The organism is Pseudonocardia sp. ICBG1293, assembly GCF_020131355.1.
In the GTDB taxonomy this organism is placed as follows: Bacteria; Actinomycetota; Actinomycetes; order Mycobacteriales; family Pseudonocardiaceae; genus Pseudonocardia.
Map to the genome: position 1 here is coordinate 1 of NZ_JAHLEL010000028.1, position 19,346 is coordinate 19,346.

Consider the following 19,346-nt stretch of genomic DNA (forward strand, 5'->3'; position numbering starts at 1 on the left):
TCGGGTCTGCCTGGAACGCGGTCAGGCTGGTGATCGCGTAGACGGTCACGGTCTTCCACCGTGCACCCGGACGTAGCGGGCGGCGCCGGCGGATGAGCCGGATGGCCTGGGCGGCGTGTGGGAAGAACTCCCCGCCCCGGTCCGGGCACCGCTGCAGGGAGAGCACGCTGATCGTGCGGGTCTCGACCCGCCCGTGGCCACGGGCCCGCTGCCGGGCGGCCGGCCCGATCATCTTCCAGGGCAGCGCACGCAGCCGGGCCAGCAGCGTGGGCTGGTTAGCCTTGACCGTCATCAGGTAGTGCCCACCGCGTTCGTGCAGGTAGCGGGCATGGGAGCGCTGAGTGTGCAGCGCGTCGGCGGTGACCAGCACACCGCGCAGGTCCAGTCCGGCCAGGAGCTCGGGGACCGCGGCCAGCTCCCCGGACTTCGAGTCGACCGCGACCTGGGTCAGCACGACACCGCTGGTCTGGTCGATCACCGACACCAGGTGCGTCGACCGCTGCTCACCATGACGGGCCCCGCGCAACGACTTACCGTCCAGCGCCCAGACCGGGCGTCGTTCTCGGGCGGGTATGCCCGGATCGGTGGGCCGGGTCGCGAGCTGCGTGGTCGCCCACCGGTGCAGCGCGTCTTCGACCGCGGTCGGGTCGAGTTGTTGGAGCAGTCTGCGGATGGTCGACTCGTGCGGGGCGACCGGTCCGGCGCCGAGGAGGTCGAGCACGGTCCGTCCGGTGTCGTGGACGTACTCGGCGATCGCGACGAACGAGCGGGCACCGGCCAGGACCGCGCACGCGCTGACCAGCAGGACCGCGATCACGCCGTGGCGCACACCGCGGGCGGCACGCGGGTCGGGGATCTGAGCCAGGGCATCGAGCAGCGACAACGCGGTCGACTCGACACCGGTATCGGCCCTCACCTGGTCGATGACGGTGTCCGATGCGGTCAGGGCAGCAAGGATCGGGGAGGATGACACGGCGGGCACGGCTTCCTGACGGTGATCAAGGCTTCGACACCCTGATGATCACGCCGGGACCGTGCCCGCGCCCATATCTCAAGCCTGCGTGTCACTGCAGCTCAGCGTCTGTCCACTGCGACTTTGCCGGGGCCCTGGCCTCGACCCGGACACACTCGGACTGACCACCACCAAAAACGGCATCTGGATCCAGCCGTAAGTTACCCTCCTGATTGTTTAGCATAATTCAGCAGTGGGCGACAAACCCGGGGCTGCGCCTTAAGTTCCATCGCCTACATGCGCGCGAGGGGAAGTTCGCGGAGATGGTCGACAGCGCGACGGAGTGAGTGTACAAGTATGCGCTCGCCCGCCTGTCCAATATCCGCATGACGCTCTGTTCCGCCCTTGGCGTAGAACCGCTCCAGATCGGCGTCGATCACTGGCGTATCTCGAAATCTCATCCGGTCTGGAAACTCAGTTTCGGCGAGGGGGTTCTTTAATTCTTGGCTCGTAATGAGCTGCCGCTTCGCGGCGAGCTCGAGACCGGTAGCGAGCCAGCCGCTGAACGCCTCCAGCCGCTGTATCTGCGCTTTTACTGCATAGCCCCCCAGAAGCCAGTGGCGCTGATCGATGCACCGTCGCCCGGCGGCTTGGGCACGGTGACACCCCTGGACGACTGCGTGGTAGGCGGTCCGATGGCCGCCACCATCAAGATGGTGTCCCATTTTATGAATCAGCGTCTGATCTCGCTCGTACCGCCACTCATCCCAAGCCGAATGGAGATTCTTTCGTATTTCAAGAAGGGGGTTTATCGCGGCCATCACTTCGATCGCCACCGCGCGAGCTTCAGCGACAGGAAGCCCATCAGCTTCAGTCAATTCGTGCATATATTCGCACGGGGCAAGATCGGGCCAGACATGCTCAGGGAGGACTTCCAGCACGCTCTCTTCGGGGAAAATCTTTGCGCGCCTTAGGTCGTCGCTCACGTAAGCGAAACGATCCGGCGTGGATTCAGTTGTGCCGTACTTCAAAAACAATATTCGGAGCACGTGCGGATACACCCCGGACGAGCGGTTCGCATGCAAAAGGCGCGTCCGCCCTACCCGTGATTCCTGCAACAGCCCAGCCGCGACGAGCCGGTTAGCTTCGCGGAGCGCTTTCGACTCCGACCATCGAAGAATGCGCGCCGCATCAGCGATGGAGACGAAGCCTCCGTGTCCGTCATGCTCGATCACGGCGTGCATCAGACCCTCCGCCGCTGAGGCGACAACGTTTAGGAAGTTTAAGTCATCCTTCACACAGTGCATGATACCATGCTGCCAGGTGTGCCTCTCCGGAGGTGTGCCTCTCCGGAGGTGTGCCTCTCCGGAGGTGTGCCTCTCCGGAGGTGTGCCTCTCCGGAGGTGTGCCTCTCCGGAGGTGTGCCTCTCCGGAGGTGTGCCTCTCCGGAGGTGTGCCTCTCCGGAGGTGTGCCTCTCCGGAGGTGTGCCTCTCCGGAGGTGTGCCTCTCCGGAGGTGTGCCTCTCCGGAGGTGTGCCTCTCCGGAGGTGTGCCTCTCCGGAGGTGTGCCTCTCCGGAGGTGTGCCTCTCCGGAGGTGTGCCTCTCCGGAGGTGTGCCTCTCCGGAGGTGTGCCTCTCCGGAGGTGTGCCTCTCCGGAGGTGTGCCTCTCCGGAGGTGTGCCTCTCCGGAGGTGTGCCTCTCCGGAGGTGTGCCTCTCCGGAGGTGTGCCTCTCCGGAGGTGTGCCTCTCCGGAGGTGTGCCTCTCCGGAGGTGTGCCTCTCCGGAGGTGTGCCTCTCCGGAGGTGTGCCTCTCCGGAGGTGTGCCTCTCCGGAGGTGTGCCTCTCCGGAGGTGTGCCTCTCCGGAGGTGTGCCTCTCCGGTTATGGTCGTCGCATGCGGATCACTGTGGGGTCGCTGAAAGGGGGCGTCGCGAAGACGACGACCTCGGTTCATCTGGCATTAGCGTTGGCGCAGGTGGGTCGGACGTTGCTAGTGGATGCTGATCCAGAGCAGGCGTCAGCGTTTCGTTGGTCCGAACGAGTGGGTGAGCAGTGGCCGGATTCTTGTGTAGTTGCCCCGCTCGCCTCTCGGGATCTCGCACGTCGTGTCGCCCAGGTGGCGGCTGATTATGAGCACGTCGTGATCGACACTGGCCCAAAAAATCCATCGATGCTGCGGAGCGCGATGACGGTCTCCGATTCCCTCCTCGTGCCCTGCGCGCCCCGGCCGTTGGATCTGGAGGAGCTACCAGCAACATTTGAGCTGGCCGCGGAAGTAGACGTCACCCACCCCCTGTATGCCGCCGTGCTATTGGTCATGGTTCGAGGTGGAACCCGCGCCGCCACCGAAGCCCGCGAGATGGTCACCGAGGATCTCGGACTGCCGTTGCTGGATACCGTCACGCACCTGCGGGAGTCCTACTCGTTGGCCTACGGCACAGTCCCAGATCCTGCTGAGTACGCCGATGTCCTCGCTGAGCTGTGCCGAAGCGATACATCCAGCACCAATTGCTCCAGTACCGCCACGAACACAGCCGCCGGAGCCACCCCCACGGAGGCGACCGCGTGAGCACACAGCGGGCATCTGCATTTCGAGACCGCATGGCCCAAGCCAACACCCGCCCACCCAGCGATACCAGCACCCCGACTACCCCCGTCCCAGCTAGCGCAGCGACCAGCTCGAGGAGCAAGGAATCAAAGTTCTCCGTACTCCTCGACAACACCGAGGCCGTCGAGTTCGACCGCCTCATGATTGAACTCCGCGCGCTACTCGGTCACAGGACCACCAAGGGAGACGTGGTCCGATCGCTAATCGCGCTGGCGGCCGACGATGCCCCCCTCAGAACGCAAGTCGTTGACGAGCTCAGGGGGCGACCCGCACGACGGCACGCTTGATCCATAGCGTCCGGGACCTATCGTCGCAGCGACCACCTACTGCTATCCAGTACGTACAATCCATCGCCCGAGCAACACGGAGACACAACCATGACTGTCGTGAAGATCAATGCGATCACAGTGCCTGCTGGGCAGGGTCCGGAGTTGGAGGCGCGGTTCGCGGCCCGGTTCGCGCAGGGTTGTATGGGTGGGGTGGCTGGGTTCCTGGGGTATGAGTTGCTGCGGCCGGTCGCGGGTGACACGCGGTACTTCGTCTACACTCGGTGGGAGTCCGACGCTGCCTTCCAGGCGTGGCGCACTGAGGGCAGCGAGGCGGCGCACTGCGACTCGTCTCGTCCGCAGGTCGGGACCGGTGCTGACCTGTTGGAGTTCGAGACCGTCGACCTCGCCACCAGCTCGGCCACAGCGGACGAGGCGTAACCAGCTCCCACGGTGCAGACCTCGTGCGGCCGTCTACGTGGCGGGGTGGTGGGTGGCGCGGACGGCGCCGATGAACTCGCGGGCGTAGTAGGTGTTGTTCCAGATGTCGGGTTCGGTTTTGACGACGTCTCCGGTCTGTGGCGCATGGAGCATTCGGTTGTTGCCGAGGTAGAGGCCGACGTGGTGGATCCCGCCGGGGCGTCCGTTGCTGGTGAACAGGAGCATGTCGCCGGGTTGGACCTGGGCGGGGTCGGTGATGGCGGGTTGGAAGCGTTGCCAGATGGCCTGGGTCTGGTGGGGGACGTCGATCCCGATGCCGGCGAAGGCGTAGGTCATGAGGCCGGAGCAGTCGAAGCCGCCTTTGGTGGGGCCGTGGGCGTCGCCGCCGGCCCAGACGTAGGGCTGGCCCTGTTGAGTCAGGGCGCGGTCGATCACCTGGCGGATGTGCGGGGCCACCGCTCCGGGCAACACCGGCCCTGCCCCGGGCGGACTTCCTGGTGCGGGGCCGGTGCAGGTGATGTTGTCCAGCGCTCCGACCAACAGCACGGCGGGGTGTTCCCATTTGGCGTAGGCGGCGGGGAACGCGCTGATCTGCACCGACTGCGCCGACCGGGTCAACGGCATCGTCTCCCACCCGGGGATCTGCAGGAGGCGTTCATAGAACAACCGCGCCGATCCCCGGGGGTCCATGCGGAGAGCGACTGGTCCCCAGCCGGCGGCCCGCTGCTGGAACAGCCCGACCGAGTCATGATCGGCCCCGACCGCCTCATGCGGGCGGGTCAACGATTCGGCGACAGTGTGGTTGGCGTAATTGAGCAGCGTCGATTCCTGCATCGCGGTCGCGACCGCCACCACCTGCCCCCGCACCGGAACACCCATCTCCACACCGACGGCGACGATGTGGGCGGCGTTGGAGACCTGGGCGGGGCCGAACCCGTCGACCAGGTCGGCCGGGTCCACCCCGGCCGGGGCGCACACCACGCCCGGGGCGCCGTAGGAGTGGGTGCGGCCACCGGCCGTGACCACGCCGCCGAGGGCGATCACGAACAGCACGACGACCACACCCACCAGCGCGGCCACGCACGCGAGCCCCGTCGTCACGGTCTTCAACGCGGTCGCCCCCTCTTTACCCTGCTCGCCTGGCCTCGGTATCGGGGCTGGCGGGGTGGTGACACAGGCCGCACCGGACCGCTACTGTCCGGGCTGCTCGGGCCGGGACCCGCCGAGGTTTGAGAGCCCCTCGGCCGGTCGGCCCGAGCGGGTTGTCTCCGGGCCTGCACACCACCGGCCCTCCTCGTCTCGTGTGGGAACGGTGCCTTGGTGTCGGTGACGCAAGGTCCCCCCTGCGTCAATCCCTCCCACACCACAGGCCCGGAGCCAACGCCCACCACCCGGACCAGTGGCCGCGACCACATCCGTGTTCGTACCCGTGGGCGGTCAGTCGGTGAGACCGAGCCGCTTGCTACAGGCCGGCCACGCCTCCCAGCCTTGGCCTTCCTGCACCCGCTGTGCGACCGCGATCTGCTCATCCCGGCTGGCCTCGTGGGCCGCACCCTCGCCGCCAAAAGCTCTCCAGGTCGAGGGCGTGAACTGCAGCCCACCGGCGAATCCGTTCCCGGTTCGAGTCGACCAGTTCCCACCGGACTCGCACTCGGCCAGCGCATCCCACACCTGATCCGGGCCCGAGCCCTTCTCACCGGCAGAAGCAGACGACGGCTCGGCGTCGGAATCCTGGCCGTTGCCAGCGGCCGTCGCGCCGAGCTCGGGAGCGGGAGCGGCGCTACTGCTGGTTCGGGAAATCGTCTCACCAGCGCTACCAGCGCTGCTGCTGGTGGTGGTGTCGAGGTCGTCGAGGTTCAAACCCGGGTCGGTGAGGGTCTCCAGCAACGCGACCGCGTCCGGGTCGGCCGTTGCCGCCTGCGCGGCCTGCTCCGTCAGCTTCTCCACACCGGCAGCCAGGCCCTCGCTCTGCGGCCCGCTGCTCTGACCAGTGCTGGAGTGCTCATCCGGGGTTCGCGTGGCCGTGCTGGAGCCGCTGGTAGGCGACTTCGGAGCAGTAGTGTCCACGGGGCGCTCCGACGGGGCCGCAGGCCCGGACGCGGCGGCCACAGCGCTGCCGACGGCGGCCGTGCCGCGGCCGCTATCCGCAGCTGCGTCGAGGACCACCCGACTCGCCTCGCCCGCCGCGCCGATCGGGCTGGCCGGGGCGGTGTCCAGGGCGTCGAGGAACTCGCCCAGCAGCGCGACCGCAGCCCGTGCATCCTCCACACCCGCCTCATCGCCATCGGATGCGACGGTGGCGGTGTTCGTGCCGGAACCACCACGACCCGAGCCCGAGCGACTCACCTGCTCCCCGCTGCCACCACCTGCAGCGGCAGAGCCGCCCCGGTCAACGGCGTCCGCACAGCAGTCCTTGCCATGCTCCTTGCCGTGGTTCTCCTCTGGTCGGCTCGTGGGCGTGCCGACCGGCGACTCACCACCGCTGTGGGAGGCGACCGGAGCGGGCATCGTAGTGACGACAGCGGGCCGTACCGGTACCGCCTTATCCGGTACCGGAGTAGTCGACGGCGACGGTGACACGGCCGGGGTCGAAGCGGGCACCGGGGCTACGGGCGGTGGTGGGACGTTCTGCGGCGGCGCGGGTGGCGGCGCAGGAACCGGCCGGGGCGGGGCTGCCCGCGGCGACGCAGGTGCGGGCTGGGGCGGGTCCGGGCGGGACGGCGGTTCAGACACAGGAGCCGGGACCGGCGCGGGTGCGGGGGCGTTCACCACGTCGGTGACCGCGCCCCCGGCCGCGCCGACCGCGTCCACGGCCTTATGGCCCGCGTCGGTCAGTCCGCCCAGGACACCCACCGGGCCGTCCCCCGGCGGGGTCGCAGGCGGTGTTTCGGTCGCGGCCACCCGCAGCGCGACCGCAACGGACTCCTCCGCCCACGCGGCGGAGGCGAGCAAGACCGGGGTCAGCGCGGTCCCACCGAGCATCGCTCCCGCCGCCAACGCCGCGACCGCCGACCGCCGCACCGCCACCCCCGCCAGCGACGACGAGGACGAAGGCGAGGGCGGGCGAGAAGAAGTAGCAGGACGAGGGGACATCAGAAGATCTCCTTCATGATCAACAGAGCAGGACAGAGAGCGCGCACCAGTGCAGGTAGGCCACCGCAGGGTCATCGGCGACCACCGACGTTGTTGACCTCATCGGTGACCGTCGTGGAGGAGTCCGCATCGGTCGAGCCCTCGCTACCACCGGAGTTCGTGGACGATCCCTCGCCTGCGGCGAGGCCCCACTGCTTGACCCAGTCGACCTGCATCCGCCCCGACTCGCCGTCCCCGCGCGGGAACCAGTCCAGCTGCAGACACAGGTGCATCGGGCCCGGCGGCAAGATCGACGTGTCAGTGGTCTTCCACCACTCGCGGCCGTCGACGAACGCGGTCACACCGTCCGGGGTCCACTCGACGGCGTAGTTGTGCCACCGCGTGGCATCGATCTCGAGTTCACCGTGGACCTGGGAGTTGTCCGCCCCGTAGTGCAGAAACAACTCGACCTTGTCCCGGGATGGGTCCATGATCTCGGCGAAGTCGATCTCGCCGCCCACCGGAAAATTTTCTTCGGTGGGCCAGAGCAGGGCGAGGGCGTTGTAGGACGGCGACCCGGTCGGGGCCCGCATCCGCGTCTCCCACCGGCCGAACTTCTGCGCATGCGATGTCCAGGCCAGACCGGCGGTCGTCCCGTCCCCACTGCCATCGATCGTCAGGACACCGTCAGCGACGGTCGCCGCTGCGGGGGAGCGGACGCCGTTCCCAGCATGCCCGGGACCGTCGTAGGCGTTCCAGCCAGGACCCAACGCACCGCCGGTGAAGTCATCGACGACATCCGGGGTACCCCAACCGAACACCTCACCCGCGCTGTCGCCCCGGCCCTGGTCCTGTGCGGACGGCAGCTGGGAAGAGCCGACCACCGCTGGCGGCAGCGTGCTCTGTCCGGTCCGTCCTAGTTGATCATTGGATCCGCTTTCATGATCACCCAACCGGTTTCCGATACCGCCGGTGTCGTAGCAGGTGGCAGGCACGAACCCCGGCTTGTCGACGCCAAGGGCGATCAGCGCCGACTGCAACACCCCCGCACCACCACCGCTGCCGGGGTCAAGTTCAGCGAGGACACGAGTAGCAGTGATCCGCCAGTCGCACACCGCCTCCACCTCCGACGCCCCCGTACCCGGGGCCGCGGGGGAGAGCGCGAGCGCGGCAGCAGCCGCGATAGCGGTGATGCTGCTGGCCAGGCCCATCACCGGCCGCCACTAGGGTCCCGCCGGGCACCGCGCCTACCAGCAGACCCGGCGCCGCGGCCACGACCGGAGTCGCTGACGGCGCCAAGGGTGGTCGGGCAGCCGTAGAAACCGACCGCGACGGTCGCGGCGATCTGCAACGCCGCATCCCGCGTCCCCGGCTTGAGCGCGTCCAGATCGATCCGGCCACCGGCCGCGAGATGCGGATCCGACGGCAACGTCAACACTGCGCGGACCCGGGCCTGAAAATGGGCGAGGATCGGGGCCTCGTCGATCAACGCCGTCCGCCGGTCCTGCGACAACACCACCACCGCCCTGGCCGCAAGCTCCGCCCAGCCATTCCCGGCCAGCCAATCCAGGGTGCGGGCCGCACGTGAGGCGGCGTCCTGGGTCAGCGATCCGACGATCACCAACGAGTCCGCATGCGCGAGACCGCCCTGCATCGCTGAGTGCGTGATCCCGGTCCCGGAGTCGGTCACCAACACCTGCGCAAACCGCGACAACACGCCGAGGACAGCGTGGTAATCGGCATGCGAGAACGCCTCTGACGCCTCTGGTTCCTGCTCTGAGGCCACGATCTGGAGTCGGTCGACGAGGTGGACGTAGCGGGACAGGTCCGAGAAACTCTGGATCCGATCCAGATTCGCCAACAGGGAACGGACCGCCACCCGGCCGGCCTGCTTCTCTCCCACCAGGCGGTCGGCGAGGGTCCCGGCGTCGGGGTTCGCGTCGACCGCGACCACACGCTCCCCGCGATGCTCCGCCAGCAACAAGCCCAGCAGCGCTGACACGGTTGTCTTCCCGACACCGCCTTTCAACGCGCCGACCAGCACCGAATGCGCACCGTCGAGGGGTGTGCGGATCAACCGGCGCTGCTCGACCAGACGCTCCTCCGCTGCGGAGATCCCCGGGTTGATCCCGGTCATCCGGTGCCACGCCGCACGCCACCCCTGTTTCGGGACCGCGCCCCGAGCCCGGACCGCGTCCACGAACGGCTCAGGCCCCGCCGACAGCGCCTCCACACCGGCGGCGTCACCACCGTCCGGCACCGCGCGAGCGGGCCGCGGCGACCACTCAGCCAGCGGGACTCCGGGGGCGACCTCGTGATCGGGCAGCGCCTCCCAGGAAGCATCGATCCACGACACCCCCGCACCACTACCACCGGCGCTGTCGCCGGGGACGCTGCCGCTGCTGACGCTGGTAGGGCTGTGGTGGTTGTTGGTACTGGTCACAAGGCCTCCTCTGCTGTCGCGGGTAGGGCCTGGAGGTCGACGACCAGCCGGCCCGAGTCATGCCGACGCACCGGCACCCCCACACGCCGCCACACCACCGCCGCCCGCCGTTCTCCCTGTTCCGAACACGACGTCGGCGGGACCGCCGAGGGCCACACCACCGCCGACACCGCCTCGCCACCAGCGACAGCCCCGGCGACCGACCCGATCGCCGGCACTCCGCCGGCACTGCTCTCGATCTCGATCTCGACCAGGGCGACGACATCCACCACGAAGCCGTAGTCCCAGGACAGGGCCCGGCCTGCTCGGGCCTGCAGCGCACGGCACCGGCCCTCGCCGGGGGCGGGGCCGGGCCAGCCCAGCTCCGCGTCCACCGGATACGACACATAGGCCGCCAGGGCACGGCGGCGCTGGTCGGGATCGGCCTGGTCGCAGGACAGATAATCGACCGCGAAGCACTCCGCGACCTGCCGCGCCTCCATCGGGTCCACCGGGTCCAGCGCTGCGAGAGGGCGTTCCACCGTGGTCCGCACCTGAACCGGACGATCCGCCGGACGACACAACACCTCCGTCAACGACGGCACCACGCCCGCCGCAAGCCCATCCGGATCGTCACCGACGACGCCGGCCGGCGCATGCTCCTCGTACTTCTCCGGTGGAACGTCTGCGTCGAGTTCAGCATCGGCGAGACCGGCAGACACATCGACATCCGGCTCTTCCGGCGCATCCGCAGCGTCTTCCGCGACGTCAGCAACCACAGGCACGGGCGCAGCGCGTCCCGCACGCCCCGGGCGCGTGTAGGGCGGGCGCAGCGGCACGGGTCGCGGCGTCGCCGCAGGTGCCGTCGCGGTGTCCCACCACGGCGGCAGCACCGACCGCGACGCAGTAGAGACACGACGCTTCACCACCCACCCCACCGCCTCCACCGATCGATACCCGCCCCGAACACCACCACGACTGTATCCTATTCATTGTTGTATATCCGTCCACTAGAGCGTGTGATGCGCACCTGCGAACTCGGACCAGGGATAGAGTCCCGGAACCTGCTGGCCCCGGCCCCGCACCCCCGGCAATCGGGACCAGCAGGGACAACCAGGAACAGCCACGACACAAGAAGGACCAGCATGACCCGACGACGAGCACAGCCCGACAGCCCTGCCAGCACCGCCACTACCAGCAGGAAGAGCACAGCAGCCAGCAGTCCGTCGGGGACGGTGGTGCCGGCGCGGATCAAGCCCGGCGCGCCGGACCCGAACCGGTTCGGCACCATCAGCGAACGGCTGAACTACCTCGCCACCACCATCCGGCGTCCCAACGGCACCGTCTTCGCCGCCACCGACATCGTCCGATGGATCCGAAGCCAAGGCGGCAGCGTCAGCGACGTCTACATCACCAAAATCCTCAACGGCACCCGCGGGAAAGAACCCTCACCCACCTACCTGCGCTGGCTCGCCCGCTACTACAACGTCGCCGACGACTTCTTCTACAGCGACCACCCCGAAGCCGTGGACGGGCCCGCGCACACCCTGCACATCCTGGTCCGCGAACCCGCCGGGACCGACCTGCTTCACAACTGGGCGCTCCTCCCAGAGCGACAGCGCGACATCGTCTCCGCCCTGATCACCAGCATGGTCCCCCCGCACCACCGCCACGCCCTCAGCACCACCGCCGACCAACACGACGACGACACCGACGAGGACGACACCTCGACGACCTCGACGACGAAGATCCGCCGGCCATGACCACCGCGCTCCGATCTGCCAGGGCCAGCCGAAGCAGAGCTGACGGCGAGATGTCGATCTTCTACGTCGTTCCCGACGATCAACTCGTCCCCGATCTCCACCCCACGCTCGGCGCGTTCCGGGCCGGGGAACACGTGTTCGCGACCGGGTATCTCGTCGGGCTCCTCGAAGCGCCCTGCATGGGCTTCCTCCGCCACCACCGCGCCGTCGACGGCCAGACCCCGGTCGGACCTGAGTTGCACAGGTAGTCGGGGGTTGTGAGGTGTCGTTGCTGGTCAGCGGGCTGTGGGGTCGGGATCTGGGGCACTAATCGGTAGTCTCGGGTGGTGTTCGTCCGGAAGGTGAAGACGGCGTCCGGGGCGACGGCGGTGCAGATCGTGGAGAAGCGCCACGGGGTCCGGCGGATCGTCGCCCACGTCGGTTCCGCTCATGATGACGCCGAGCTCGCAGTGCTGATCGCCTCAGCGCGGGATCGCATCCATGCAGGTCAGCAGGCCCTCGACCTCGACGCCCCTGCCACCGGGGGCGCGGCGGGCGCGGTCGTGACCGGGTCGGCGAGCGAGGTCCTGTGGAACGTCCTGTGCGATGCCTACCGCCGGTTGGGGTTCGACCAGCTCGCCGACGAGGTGTTCCGGGCGCTCGTGCTCGCCAGGATCGTGGAGCCCACCAGCACCTCTGCCGCGGTCGGGGTCCTCGATGAACTCGGGGTGGTCGCGCCGCATCGCAACACCTTCACCGCGGCGCTGCGCCGCTGCAGCGACAAGGACTACCGGGCCGTCCTGGCCGCCGCCTGCACCGTGGCCTCGCGGGTGGGGGCGGCGTCGCTGGTGCTCTATGACGTGACCACGCTGCATTTCGGGGGCGCCGTAGTATCCGGAATTTTTCGGGCGGATATGGAGGATGCAGGGCTGTGACCTCGTGGTTCGTGGGGATAGGTCAGATAAGCCGCGATTATCGCGTGTCTCAATCTATCGAGGCGGAAGCGACCATGGACTCGTCTCGACAGCAGTGGCCACGGAGTGCGCTGCCAGAGACGACAGTGGGTCTGAGCAGCGACGATGGGTGCTGTGGTGGCTGGCCAGTGAGTGAAACTTGCCCGATGACGGGGGCGTCGCGTCGTGAGGACGGCGAACCTGATCAGAACAGGGTGTCGCGGACACGTAGTGGTCGGTAGCCGGTCGGGCTGAGTTGGGCGAGTTCGCCGTCGATGTCGACCTCGATGGCGCCGAAGAAGTTGATGTTCTCCGAGTGGGCCGGGGAGATGTGGGCCAGGACCTCGTCGTCGATGCGGCGACCGGCGGCGCGCATCTGCTCGACGGCCAGGCCGTAGTACTCGGTCGTCCAGGTGACCACGGCGTTGGTGACGAGGGTGAGGCACCACGCCTGCTCGGTCTGTCCCTCCAGGTGTCGGGCGCGGATCATGCCCTCGTGGGCGTAGAGCAGGTCCCGCTTGAGCGCGTGCAGCGACTCGCCCTTGTTCAGCTGCCGGGAGATCTTGCGCCGGTAGGCCGGATCGGACAGGTACCGGGCGGTGTAGACGGTTCTGCGCAGCGCGCCGTACTCCTTGAGCGCCGCGGCGAGCGCGTTCTGCCGCCCGGACGCCGAGAGTTTCCCGACCAGTAGCGATGCGGTGGCGTGCCCGAACTTCAGCGACCCGGCCAGGCGCAGCAGGTCGTCCCAGTGCTCGGCGATCAGGTCGGTGTTGAGCTTGCGAGCCAACAGCGGCCCCGTCAGGGGGAACGCCGTCTCGGCCGCCGCCTTCGCACCCGTCCGGTAGAGAGTGATCTTGCCCAGGTCCCGGATCCGCGGTGAGAGCTGCAACCCGAGCAGGTCGAACAGCCCGAAGTTGACCAGGGTGACGCCGTGCGTGTCGGTGGCGTGCTCGGTGATCGGGATGTCGGTCGCGTTGCCGAGGATCTCGTCCAGGACGTAGTGCGCCTCGCGTTTCGTGGCGACGATGATCTTCGTGCCGTAGGTGGTATGCTGATCGGTCACGTGCGTGTAGGTCGACAGGCCCTCGTGCGCAAAATACCTGCTCAGAGCCCTGGCGGTGACCGACTTACCTCGCGTCGGGAACCGCTGACCGTCCGAAGAGGACAGCGTGCCGGTGCCGAACACCGGGGTCAGCGGCAGGCGCTGGTGGTAGCCGATCAGCGCCAGGTTCGCCGCCCGCAGCGTTTCCTCCCGTACGTACCACTCGGCGGTCCAGGCCAGGATGTCGTAGGAGATCCCGCACGCGTCCGCCATCCGTGTGAGCCCGAGGTTGGTGGACTGGGCGAGCAACACCGCGATCAGGTTCCGCTTCAGCTCGCGCGTGCGGGCCTGCTTGCCGCCGGCGTGGGTGAAGCAGTCCAGGAACCCGGTGCGCTTGTCCATCTCGATCAGCAGCGACACGATCGGCGCGAACGGCAGCATCTCGGTCAGCTCCGCCTTCAACGCTCTCGCCTCGGCCGGGATGTCCTCCGCGGTCAGCGGGGAGATCACCAGATCGCCGTCGTCGTCCAGGCGGACCGGGCCGTCGCCGTGGGCGAGCGTCGTTTCCAGCTTGCCCAGCGCGGTGTGCAGCTCGTCTTCGGCCTCGGCCAGGCCGGTGGCGGCGTCGGAGGGTTTGCCGACCAGTCGGCAGAACTCCGCCCGCTGATCCGCCCACTTGTCCTCGGTGAGCAGGTAGGCGGCCGGGTCGGAGTAACGGCGGCTGCCCGGCACGAACACGTCCCCGGTGCGCAGCCCGTCCCGCAGGGCCAGCAGCACGCACAGCTCCCAGTAATGCCGATACGCCGTCGCGCTGCGGTTCGCCGCGGCGGTGTCCAGGTAGCCGCGGAAGCGGGCCGGGACGAACCCGCTCGGCGCGTCGTCGGGGACCTTGCGGGCGCCGGTGGCGTTGAGCTCCCGCAGGATCGCCACCGCCTCCAGCAGCTCGGCCGCGGCGGTGCCGCCGGCGAAGGTCACGGCGTCGAGGACGTTCGGGGTGAACTGGCGCAGGTACCCGTACGAGCCGTCCAGCGCGGCGAGGTGCCCGTGATCGCGCGGCAGCGGCGGCAACGCGCTCGACTGCGCCGAACGCAGCCGGTCCCAGCCGACCCGCTCGCCCCGGATCAGACCGCCGACATCGCCGTCCGGCACCGCCGGGTCGGCCACGATGGCCAAGATCGCGTCCAGAAGCTCCTGGCGGTCCTCCCCGGACTTGGCGCGTTCGGCCAGATAGTCCCGCATCCTGTGCGCGGCCTTGCTCTCCCGCGCCGAGAGCGCCTGGTCGAACAGCGCCACCACCTCGTCGAGCACCTCGGTCGCCGACTGGGCCAGCAACGTCAGCAAGATCGGGTACCGGCGTTCCGGCTCCCGCCGTTCCAGCGCTTGGGCGGTGAGGCGGCGACCGACCGTGGCCAGGAACCGGCGGCGTTCGGCCGGCAGCACCGACAGGTCCAACGCGTGGGCGTCCATTCCGCGCAGGAACTCCAGCTTCGCGATCTCGGCCTTCACCGCCGCGGGCGAGGCCTCCACCGGCCCCTTCCCCAGCCACCGCAGCCGGGTCATCCCGATCTCCGAATCCACCACCAGCAGCCCGTCCAGCCCGACGCGGCGGGCGTCGGTGAACTCGTGCGCCAACCGGTCGAACGTCTCCTGCCGGGCCACCTCGCGGGCGTGGGCGACCCGCTTGACCACCGTCACCGGTCCCGGCCGGATCACCCGCGCCGAGATCAGGAACTCGCACGCCAGCCGGAACAGCAGCGTCGGCGAATCATGCTCCATCGCCCGCGCCAGCAGGAACTCGTCGAGCTCCTTGATCTCCAGCGTCGTCGGCGGCCGCCACCCCAGATACTGCGCCGCCAGCCGAAGATGCTCGGTGCGGGTCTTCGCCCGGCGCCCATACGAACCGATCACGGCCGGATCCACGCGCAACTGCTCAGCCAGGCGCACCACCGCCGCCTGCGGCGCCGACGCCACCTCATCCGGCACGAACCCCAACCACGACAACGAGCACACCGCGACCGCCAGACCCAGCCGATCCGCCGCGCCCCGGCCCCGACCGGGATCAACAAACGCAACGTCCGCCGGGGCCAGCGTGAAGAACCGGAACAACTCCTCCCGGCCGATCTCCGGGAACCGCCGCAGCCTCTCCAGCTCGACGTCTGTGAACACCGGAGCGACCACCCGACAACCTCCCGACCAGAACCCCAGAAACCCCCTGGTCAGGAGCCTACCCAGCCATATCCGCCCGATTATTCCCGGATACTACGGCGACCCCATTTCGAGGTCGAGCACGAGGACACGCTGCGCAAGGTAGGGATGAGCAAGGAACGCCGGGTCGACCCGCAGATCCAGGTCGGGCTGCTCGTCGACCCGTCCGGGTTCCCACTCGAGGTCCGCTGCTTCGAGGGCAACAAGGCCGAGACGACCACTCTGCTACCCGTTCTGGAGGACTTCCGCAAACGGCACGACGTGAAGGACATGGTGGTCGTCGCCGATGCCGGAATGCTGTCCGCGTCGAACCTGAACGCGTTGGAGGACAACGGGTTCTCCTTCATCGTGGGGTCGAGGATCAGCAAGGCGCCCTACGATCTGGCCGCGCACGTCGAGCGTCACGGCAACGCCTTCGACGACGGCCAGGTCCTGGAGTCGCGCCGCGACATGGGGACAGGGAAGGCGAAACGGAGCCGGCGGGTCGTCTACCAGTACCGCTTCGCCCGCCACAAACACGATGACCGGGCGATCAACGCCATGGTCGACCGCGCGGAGAAGGTCGCCGCCGGCACCCGGCCGTTGAAGAAGGACCGCTTCGTCCGCATCGCCTCCACCGGCACCGAGGTCGACTGGGGCCTGGTCGAACGCGCCCGCCAGCTCGCCGGGTTGAAGGGCTACGTCACCAACCTGGCCGAGTCCACCATGGACGGGCACAAGGTCGTGGCCGCCTACCACGACCTGTGGCAGGTCGAGGCCAGCTTCCGCATGGCCAAGTCCGACCTGCGAGCCCGACCGATCTTCCACCGCGAACGCGACGCCATCGAAGCCCACCTCACCGTCGTCTTCGCCGCCCTCGCGGTCTCCCGACACCTCCAGGACGCGGCAGGCGTGACCATCAAGAAGCTGGTCACAGCCCTGCGCCCACTACGAACCGTCCGAGTCGACGTCGGCGGTCACCCGATCACCGCCGCCCCGCAGATCACCAGCGGCGCGCGTGCCATTCTCGACCGGCTCCCCACCATCACCGCGCCGGGGCACTAAGAGGTCATTTCAGAACGAGGTCGACGTGTCTGTTGTAGACGACAAGCGGCTATCTGACCTGCCGTTTGATCTGTCGTCGAGGGGTCAATGGAAACTCGACAAGTCGTTCTGAAACGACCTCTAAACCTGTGCAACTCAGGTCGGAGCAAGGGTCGAGATCACCCACCGGGCGCCGTCGATCCCCGGCGCCCGACTCCAGGTCACCGCCCGCTGCATACACGAGGTCGACACCCGGTTCGTCTTCGCCGTCACCGCACGCGACCAGCACGGGGTCCTCGTCGCTGACGGACACGTCGTCCAGCACCTCGTCGCCGTCACCGCATTCCGCGCGGCGCTCCACGAACGCACGCCGGGAAAGGACACGCCCATGAATCGCCTACACAAGTCGTCTACCAGCAGAAACAGCGCTTACGACGAGAGCGTCAACAACAAGGAGGCAGCGCACGCAGCCGCGTACACGACCGGGGAACTCGCCCACCGCCTCCGCGAACACGGCTTCACCCACCACCGCGCCGCACGCCCGCAGGACACCGCCAAGGACGCAGGAGCGACGCCATAACCATCGCCATCGCCGCCACCAGCGAGGGCCACCCGCCGGCGCCACGCTGGGATGGCATCTACAGCGTCTACCGATGCCCGACCTGCGACCAGCCACCGCAGAACCTGCAACTCGGCCCGATCGAGATCTTCCTCTGCAGCGACTGCGCCACCTACTGGCCCGCCCACAACACCACCCGCGGCTTCTGGGACCGAGACGCCGCCTACCACGAGCACCGCAGCCGCGGATGCCTCGACCACCCAGCCACCGCCACCGCCACCGCCGAGGCTGCGCTCACGGTGGAGGCAACCCAAGCAGCCGTGTAAACCCGCGCCGATCGCTCACCTCAAATCGCCGGCGAGGCCGCGCAGATCGACGACCTCGAACTCCAACAACTCCGACGCCACACCCAACCGGGCCGTCGAGACCCCATGCGCCAGCTCCCGGCCATACGATAGCCAATCATAAAACGAGTCGTCGAAATACCACCACGACACCACAAAATACCGGCCGACACCATCAACCGGCCGCAGTAACTCCAACCCGCGAAACCCTGGGACATCGCCCATATCGGCGCGACACGAAACGAACCGGCCCTCCAGGTCAGCTTCCCGCGCGTCCGCGGCGCGCACAGCATGGATTTTCACGACCGGCACGACAGCCACCTCCGCGATAATCGACGAGCCACGGACGGCGGGATCATTTTCCCAGCCATATTTTCTGCCTGCGCATAATCCGGCCGACTCCAGCCGTCGCAGCAACAGTCACGAGAGCCGGGAACATATACACCACGAAGCCAACAAGCCACCACCGTTCACCCCTATGGACCAGCTCGCCGAGAACAAAGACGACACTTGCGGTCACTGTGACAAGTAGTGCCACAGTGACCCACGACGGATACCCACTCCTTCAACCTGCAAAAAAGTCGCGAACGGCCGAAAGCATCTCGGTCGGCGATCGGATTCAACAATGGATAGACTCACTCTCCTTGCACTTCCGTGCCGTCCACATGTGGCTCTATCGGCGCGATGCTCCGGTCGGGCGGACCGTACCGATTGATTAATTTACCCAGTTCGGCGGCAAGAACCAGCAGAGGGCGATCGTCGCTCGCGGATACCGGAACAATCAGGACAGGCCCCGTTGCAGTTGCCACGCCTCTGTGAATCTTAACTAACGCTTCATATACTAGCCAAGCCCGCTGCCTGAAGCTAACTGGACCAGCCTCATCCAGAGCGGAGTCGTCGACATACACGCTTACTCGCCACAATGCCCCTTCGTATTCGATGGAGAGCTTATCGTATCGGAATCGCAAGTCACGACGGAGACGATCAACGATCACCGAAAACCGACCCCGGCGACGGAAGGCGACGTCTGGAATCGCGGCCACTAACACCTCCCACGCGGGATGTAAGCGGTCCACTTTCCTCTGGATCAATTTCTGCTCGCGCCAGAGCACATACAGAACTCGGAGGCCGAGTGCGCAGAGACTCCCAAGGAAAACAGCTATCCCCGCCTCCAGGAGAATTGCCCCCACGCTCTGTAATGTGACAGAAACGCTGGAGCGGCCTTCAGAGAACCAGCGCACCACGAGTGTGGGTATCCGCAGGATAGGTCCGCCAAGTAGCATGGCGAGCGAGGCAAGAGAGGCCAAGTAGAAAACCCAGCGTACGGCCGATTCCACTGCGCGCGCAGCGCCAGTCGCATTAATCGCCAGCAGTACGCAGCTGTAGCCCAGATACGAATTCGCCACCACATGAAACATATAAGCTGGTGCCAGGTCTGCACTGAACTCGTCGAGAATTTCCGGATACTGGATGAGGTGACCATTGGATGCGCCCCAAAAAACGGTCAGCAGCACTGCAGTAAATAGAAAGGCAGCGACTTGTTGATGAATAGGCGTCTTTTGTGTGCGCATACTGGACCTACTGAAGCGACAGTCCAGGACAAAAAGCAGTGCTACTAGAAAGAAGGAGACGAGAGCCAGGTAGAATACAAGGAGACGCAGACCCGGCGCTATCCCGTCCAAAGCCCGACCAAGGACCCGCTCTGACGCAATGAACA

At 67.5% G+C, this 19,346-nt stretch carries 17 protein-coding genes and 1 pseudogene; 8 read left to right on the forward strand and 10 right to left on the reverse strand.

Annotation, left to right across the window (positions count from 1 at the left end; all coding sequences use genetic code 11):
* The coding region (locus tag KPF47_RS12640) for an ISAs1 family transposase (RefSeq protein ID WP_224389058.1) at positions 1 to 916 on the reverse strand (916 nt) is incomplete at its 3' end.
* Positions 917 to 1,245: 329 nt separating this feature from the next.
* Positions 1,246 to 2,196 carry a hypothetical protein gene (locus KPF47_RS12645; protein ID WP_224389059.1) on the reverse strand — a complete coding sequence of 317 codons (951 nt, stop codon included), beginning with the start codon at positions 2,194 to 2,196 and terminating at the stop codon, positions 1,246 to 1,248.
* 650 nt (positions 2,197 to 2,846) lie between these two features.
* Between KPF47_RS12645 and KPF47_RS12650 the strand changes: the two genes are divergently transcribed.
* Positions 2,847 to 3,521 carry a ParA family protein gene (locus KPF47_RS12650; protein WP_224389060.1) on the forward strand — a complete coding sequence of 225 codons (675 nt, stop codon included), beginning with the start codon at positions 2,847 to 2,849 and terminating at the stop codon, positions 3,519 to 3,521.
* 416 nt (positions 3,522 to 3,937) lie between these two features.
* Positions 3,938 to 4,267, forward strand: coding sequence for an antibiotic biosynthesis monooxygenase (locus KPF47_RS12655; protein ID WP_224389061.1), 330 nt, complete (start codon positions 3,938 to 3,940; stop codon positions 4,265 to 4,267).
* 33 nt (positions 4,268 to 4,300) lie between these two features.
* Here KPF47_RS12655 and KPF47_RS12660 read toward each other — a convergent pair whose 3' ends face one another.
* From KPF47_RS12660 to KPF47_RS12680, 5 genes are all read right to left on the reverse strand, one after another.
* Positions 4,301 to 5,368 (reverse strand): C40 family peptidase, encoded by a 1,068-nt coding sequence (locus KPF47_RS12660; protein WP_224389099.1) that lies wholly within the window; start codon positions 5,366 to 5,368, stop codon positions 4,301 to 4,303.
* A gap of 336 nt (positions 5,369 to 5,704) precedes the next feature.
* Positions 5,705 to 6,775, reverse strand: coding sequence for a transglycosylase family protein (locus KPF47_RS40085; RefSeq protein WP_308015387.1), 1,071 nt, complete (start codon positions 6,773 to 6,775; stop codon positions 5,705 to 5,707).
* A 656-nt stretch (positions 6,776 to 7,431) separates the two neighbouring features.
* On the reverse strand, positions 7,432 to 8,550 hold the full coding sequence (locus KPF47_RS12670; RefSeq protein WP_224389100.1) for a glycoside hydrolase family 16 protein: 1,119 nt from the start codon (positions 8,548 to 8,550) through the stop codon (positions 7,432 to 7,434).
* Positions 8,550 to 9,782: a MinD/ParA family protein gene (locus KPF47_RS12675; RefSeq protein WP_224389062.1), complete on the reverse strand. Its 1,233-nt coding sequence runs from the start codon at positions 9,780 to 9,782 to the stop codon at positions 8,550 to 8,552. The genes KPF47_RS12670 and KPF47_RS12675 overlap by 1 nt, the downstream gene beginning before the upstream one ends.
* The gene (locus tag KPF47_RS12680) at positions 9,779 to 10,546 is read right to left on the reverse strand and encodes a hypothetical protein (protein WP_224389063.1); all 768 of its coding nucleotides are present in this window, start codon (positions 10,544 to 10,546) and stop codon (positions 9,779 to 9,781) included. The genes KPF47_RS12675 and KPF47_RS12680 overlap by 4 nt, the downstream gene beginning before the upstream one ends.
* Before the next feature lie 453 nt (positions 10,547 to 10,999).
* Here KPF47_RS12680 and KPF47_RS12685 point away from each other — a divergent pair, with 453 nt between their 5' ends.
* The 3 genes from KPF47_RS12685 to KPF47_RS12695 all read left to right on the forward strand — a co-directional run bounded on the left by KPF47_RS12685 (position 11,000) and on the right by KPF47_RS12695 (position 12,438).
* On the forward strand, positions 11,000 to 11,524 hold the full coding sequence (locus tag KPF47_RS12685; protein WP_224389064.1) for a hypothetical protein: 525 nt from the start codon (positions 11,000 to 11,002) through the stop codon (positions 11,522 to 11,524).
* Positions 11,521 to 11,772: a hypothetical protein gene (locus tag KPF47_RS12690; RefSeq protein ID WP_224389065.1), complete on the forward strand. Its 252-nt coding sequence runs from the start codon at positions 11,521 to 11,523 to the stop codon at positions 11,770 to 11,772. Before KPF47_RS12685 ends, KPF47_RS12690 begins: the two co-directional genes overlap by 4 nt.
* Before the next feature lie 78 nt (positions 11,773 to 11,850).
* On the forward strand, positions 11,851 to 12,438 hold the full coding sequence (locus tag KPF47_RS12695) for a hypothetical protein (RefSeq protein WP_224389066.1): 588 nt from the start codon (positions 11,851 to 11,853) through the stop codon (positions 12,436 to 12,438).
* Between the two features lie 223 nt (positions 12,439 to 12,661).
* Here KPF47_RS12695 and KPF47_RS12700 read toward each other — a convergent pair whose 3' ends face one another.
* Entirely contained in the window at positions 12,662 to 15,664 is a 3,003-nt protein-coding gene (locus KPF47_RS12700; protein WP_224386186.1) for a Tn3 family transposase, read from the reverse strand.
* Between the two features lie 147 nt (positions 15,665 to 15,811).
* Between KPF47_RS12700 and KPF47_RS12705 the strand changes: the two genes are divergently transcribed.
* The 3 genes and pseudogenes from KPF47_RS12705 to KPF47_RS40880 all read left to right on the forward strand — a co-directional run.
* On the forward strand, positions 15,812 to 16,747 hold the full coding sequence (locus tag KPF47_RS12705) for a transposase (RefSeq protein WP_224389067.1): 936 nt from the start codon (positions 15,812 to 15,814) through the stop codon (positions 16,745 to 16,747).
* Positions 16,701 to 16,859 carry a hypothetical protein gene (locus KPF47_RS12710; RefSeq protein WP_224387492.1) on the forward strand — a complete coding sequence of 53 codons (159 nt, stop codon included), beginning with the start codon at positions 16,701 to 16,703 and terminating at the stop codon, positions 16,857 to 16,859. The genes KPF47_RS12705 and KPF47_RS12710 overlap by 47 nt, the downstream gene beginning before the upstream one ends.
* Positions 16,860 to 16,892: 33 nt before the next feature.
* Positions 16,893 to 17,306 (forward strand): annotated as a pseudogene (locus tag KPF47_RS40880) (hypothetical protein); the annotation flags it as partial.
* A 320-nt stretch (positions 17,307 to 17,626) separates the two neighbouring features.
* On the opposite strand, the gene KPF47_RS12715 reads toward KPF47_RS40880, so the two are convergent.
* Both KPF47_RS12715 and KPF47_RS12720 read right to left on the reverse strand, forming a co-directional pair.
* Positions 17,627 to 18,046: an antibiotic biosynthesis monooxygenase gene (locus KPF47_RS12715; RefSeq protein WP_224389068.1), complete on the reverse strand. Its 420-nt coding sequence runs from the start codon at positions 18,044 to 18,046 to the stop codon at positions 17,627 to 17,629.
* Between the two features lie 218 nt (positions 18,047 to 18,264).
* Positions 18,265 to 19,200: a DUF6545 domain-containing protein gene (locus KPF47_RS12720; protein WP_224389069.1), complete on the reverse strand. Its 936-nt coding sequence runs from the start codon at positions 19,198 to 19,200 to the stop codon at positions 18,265 to 18,267.
* Between the last annotated feature and the right edge of the window lie 146 nt (positions 19,201 to 19,346).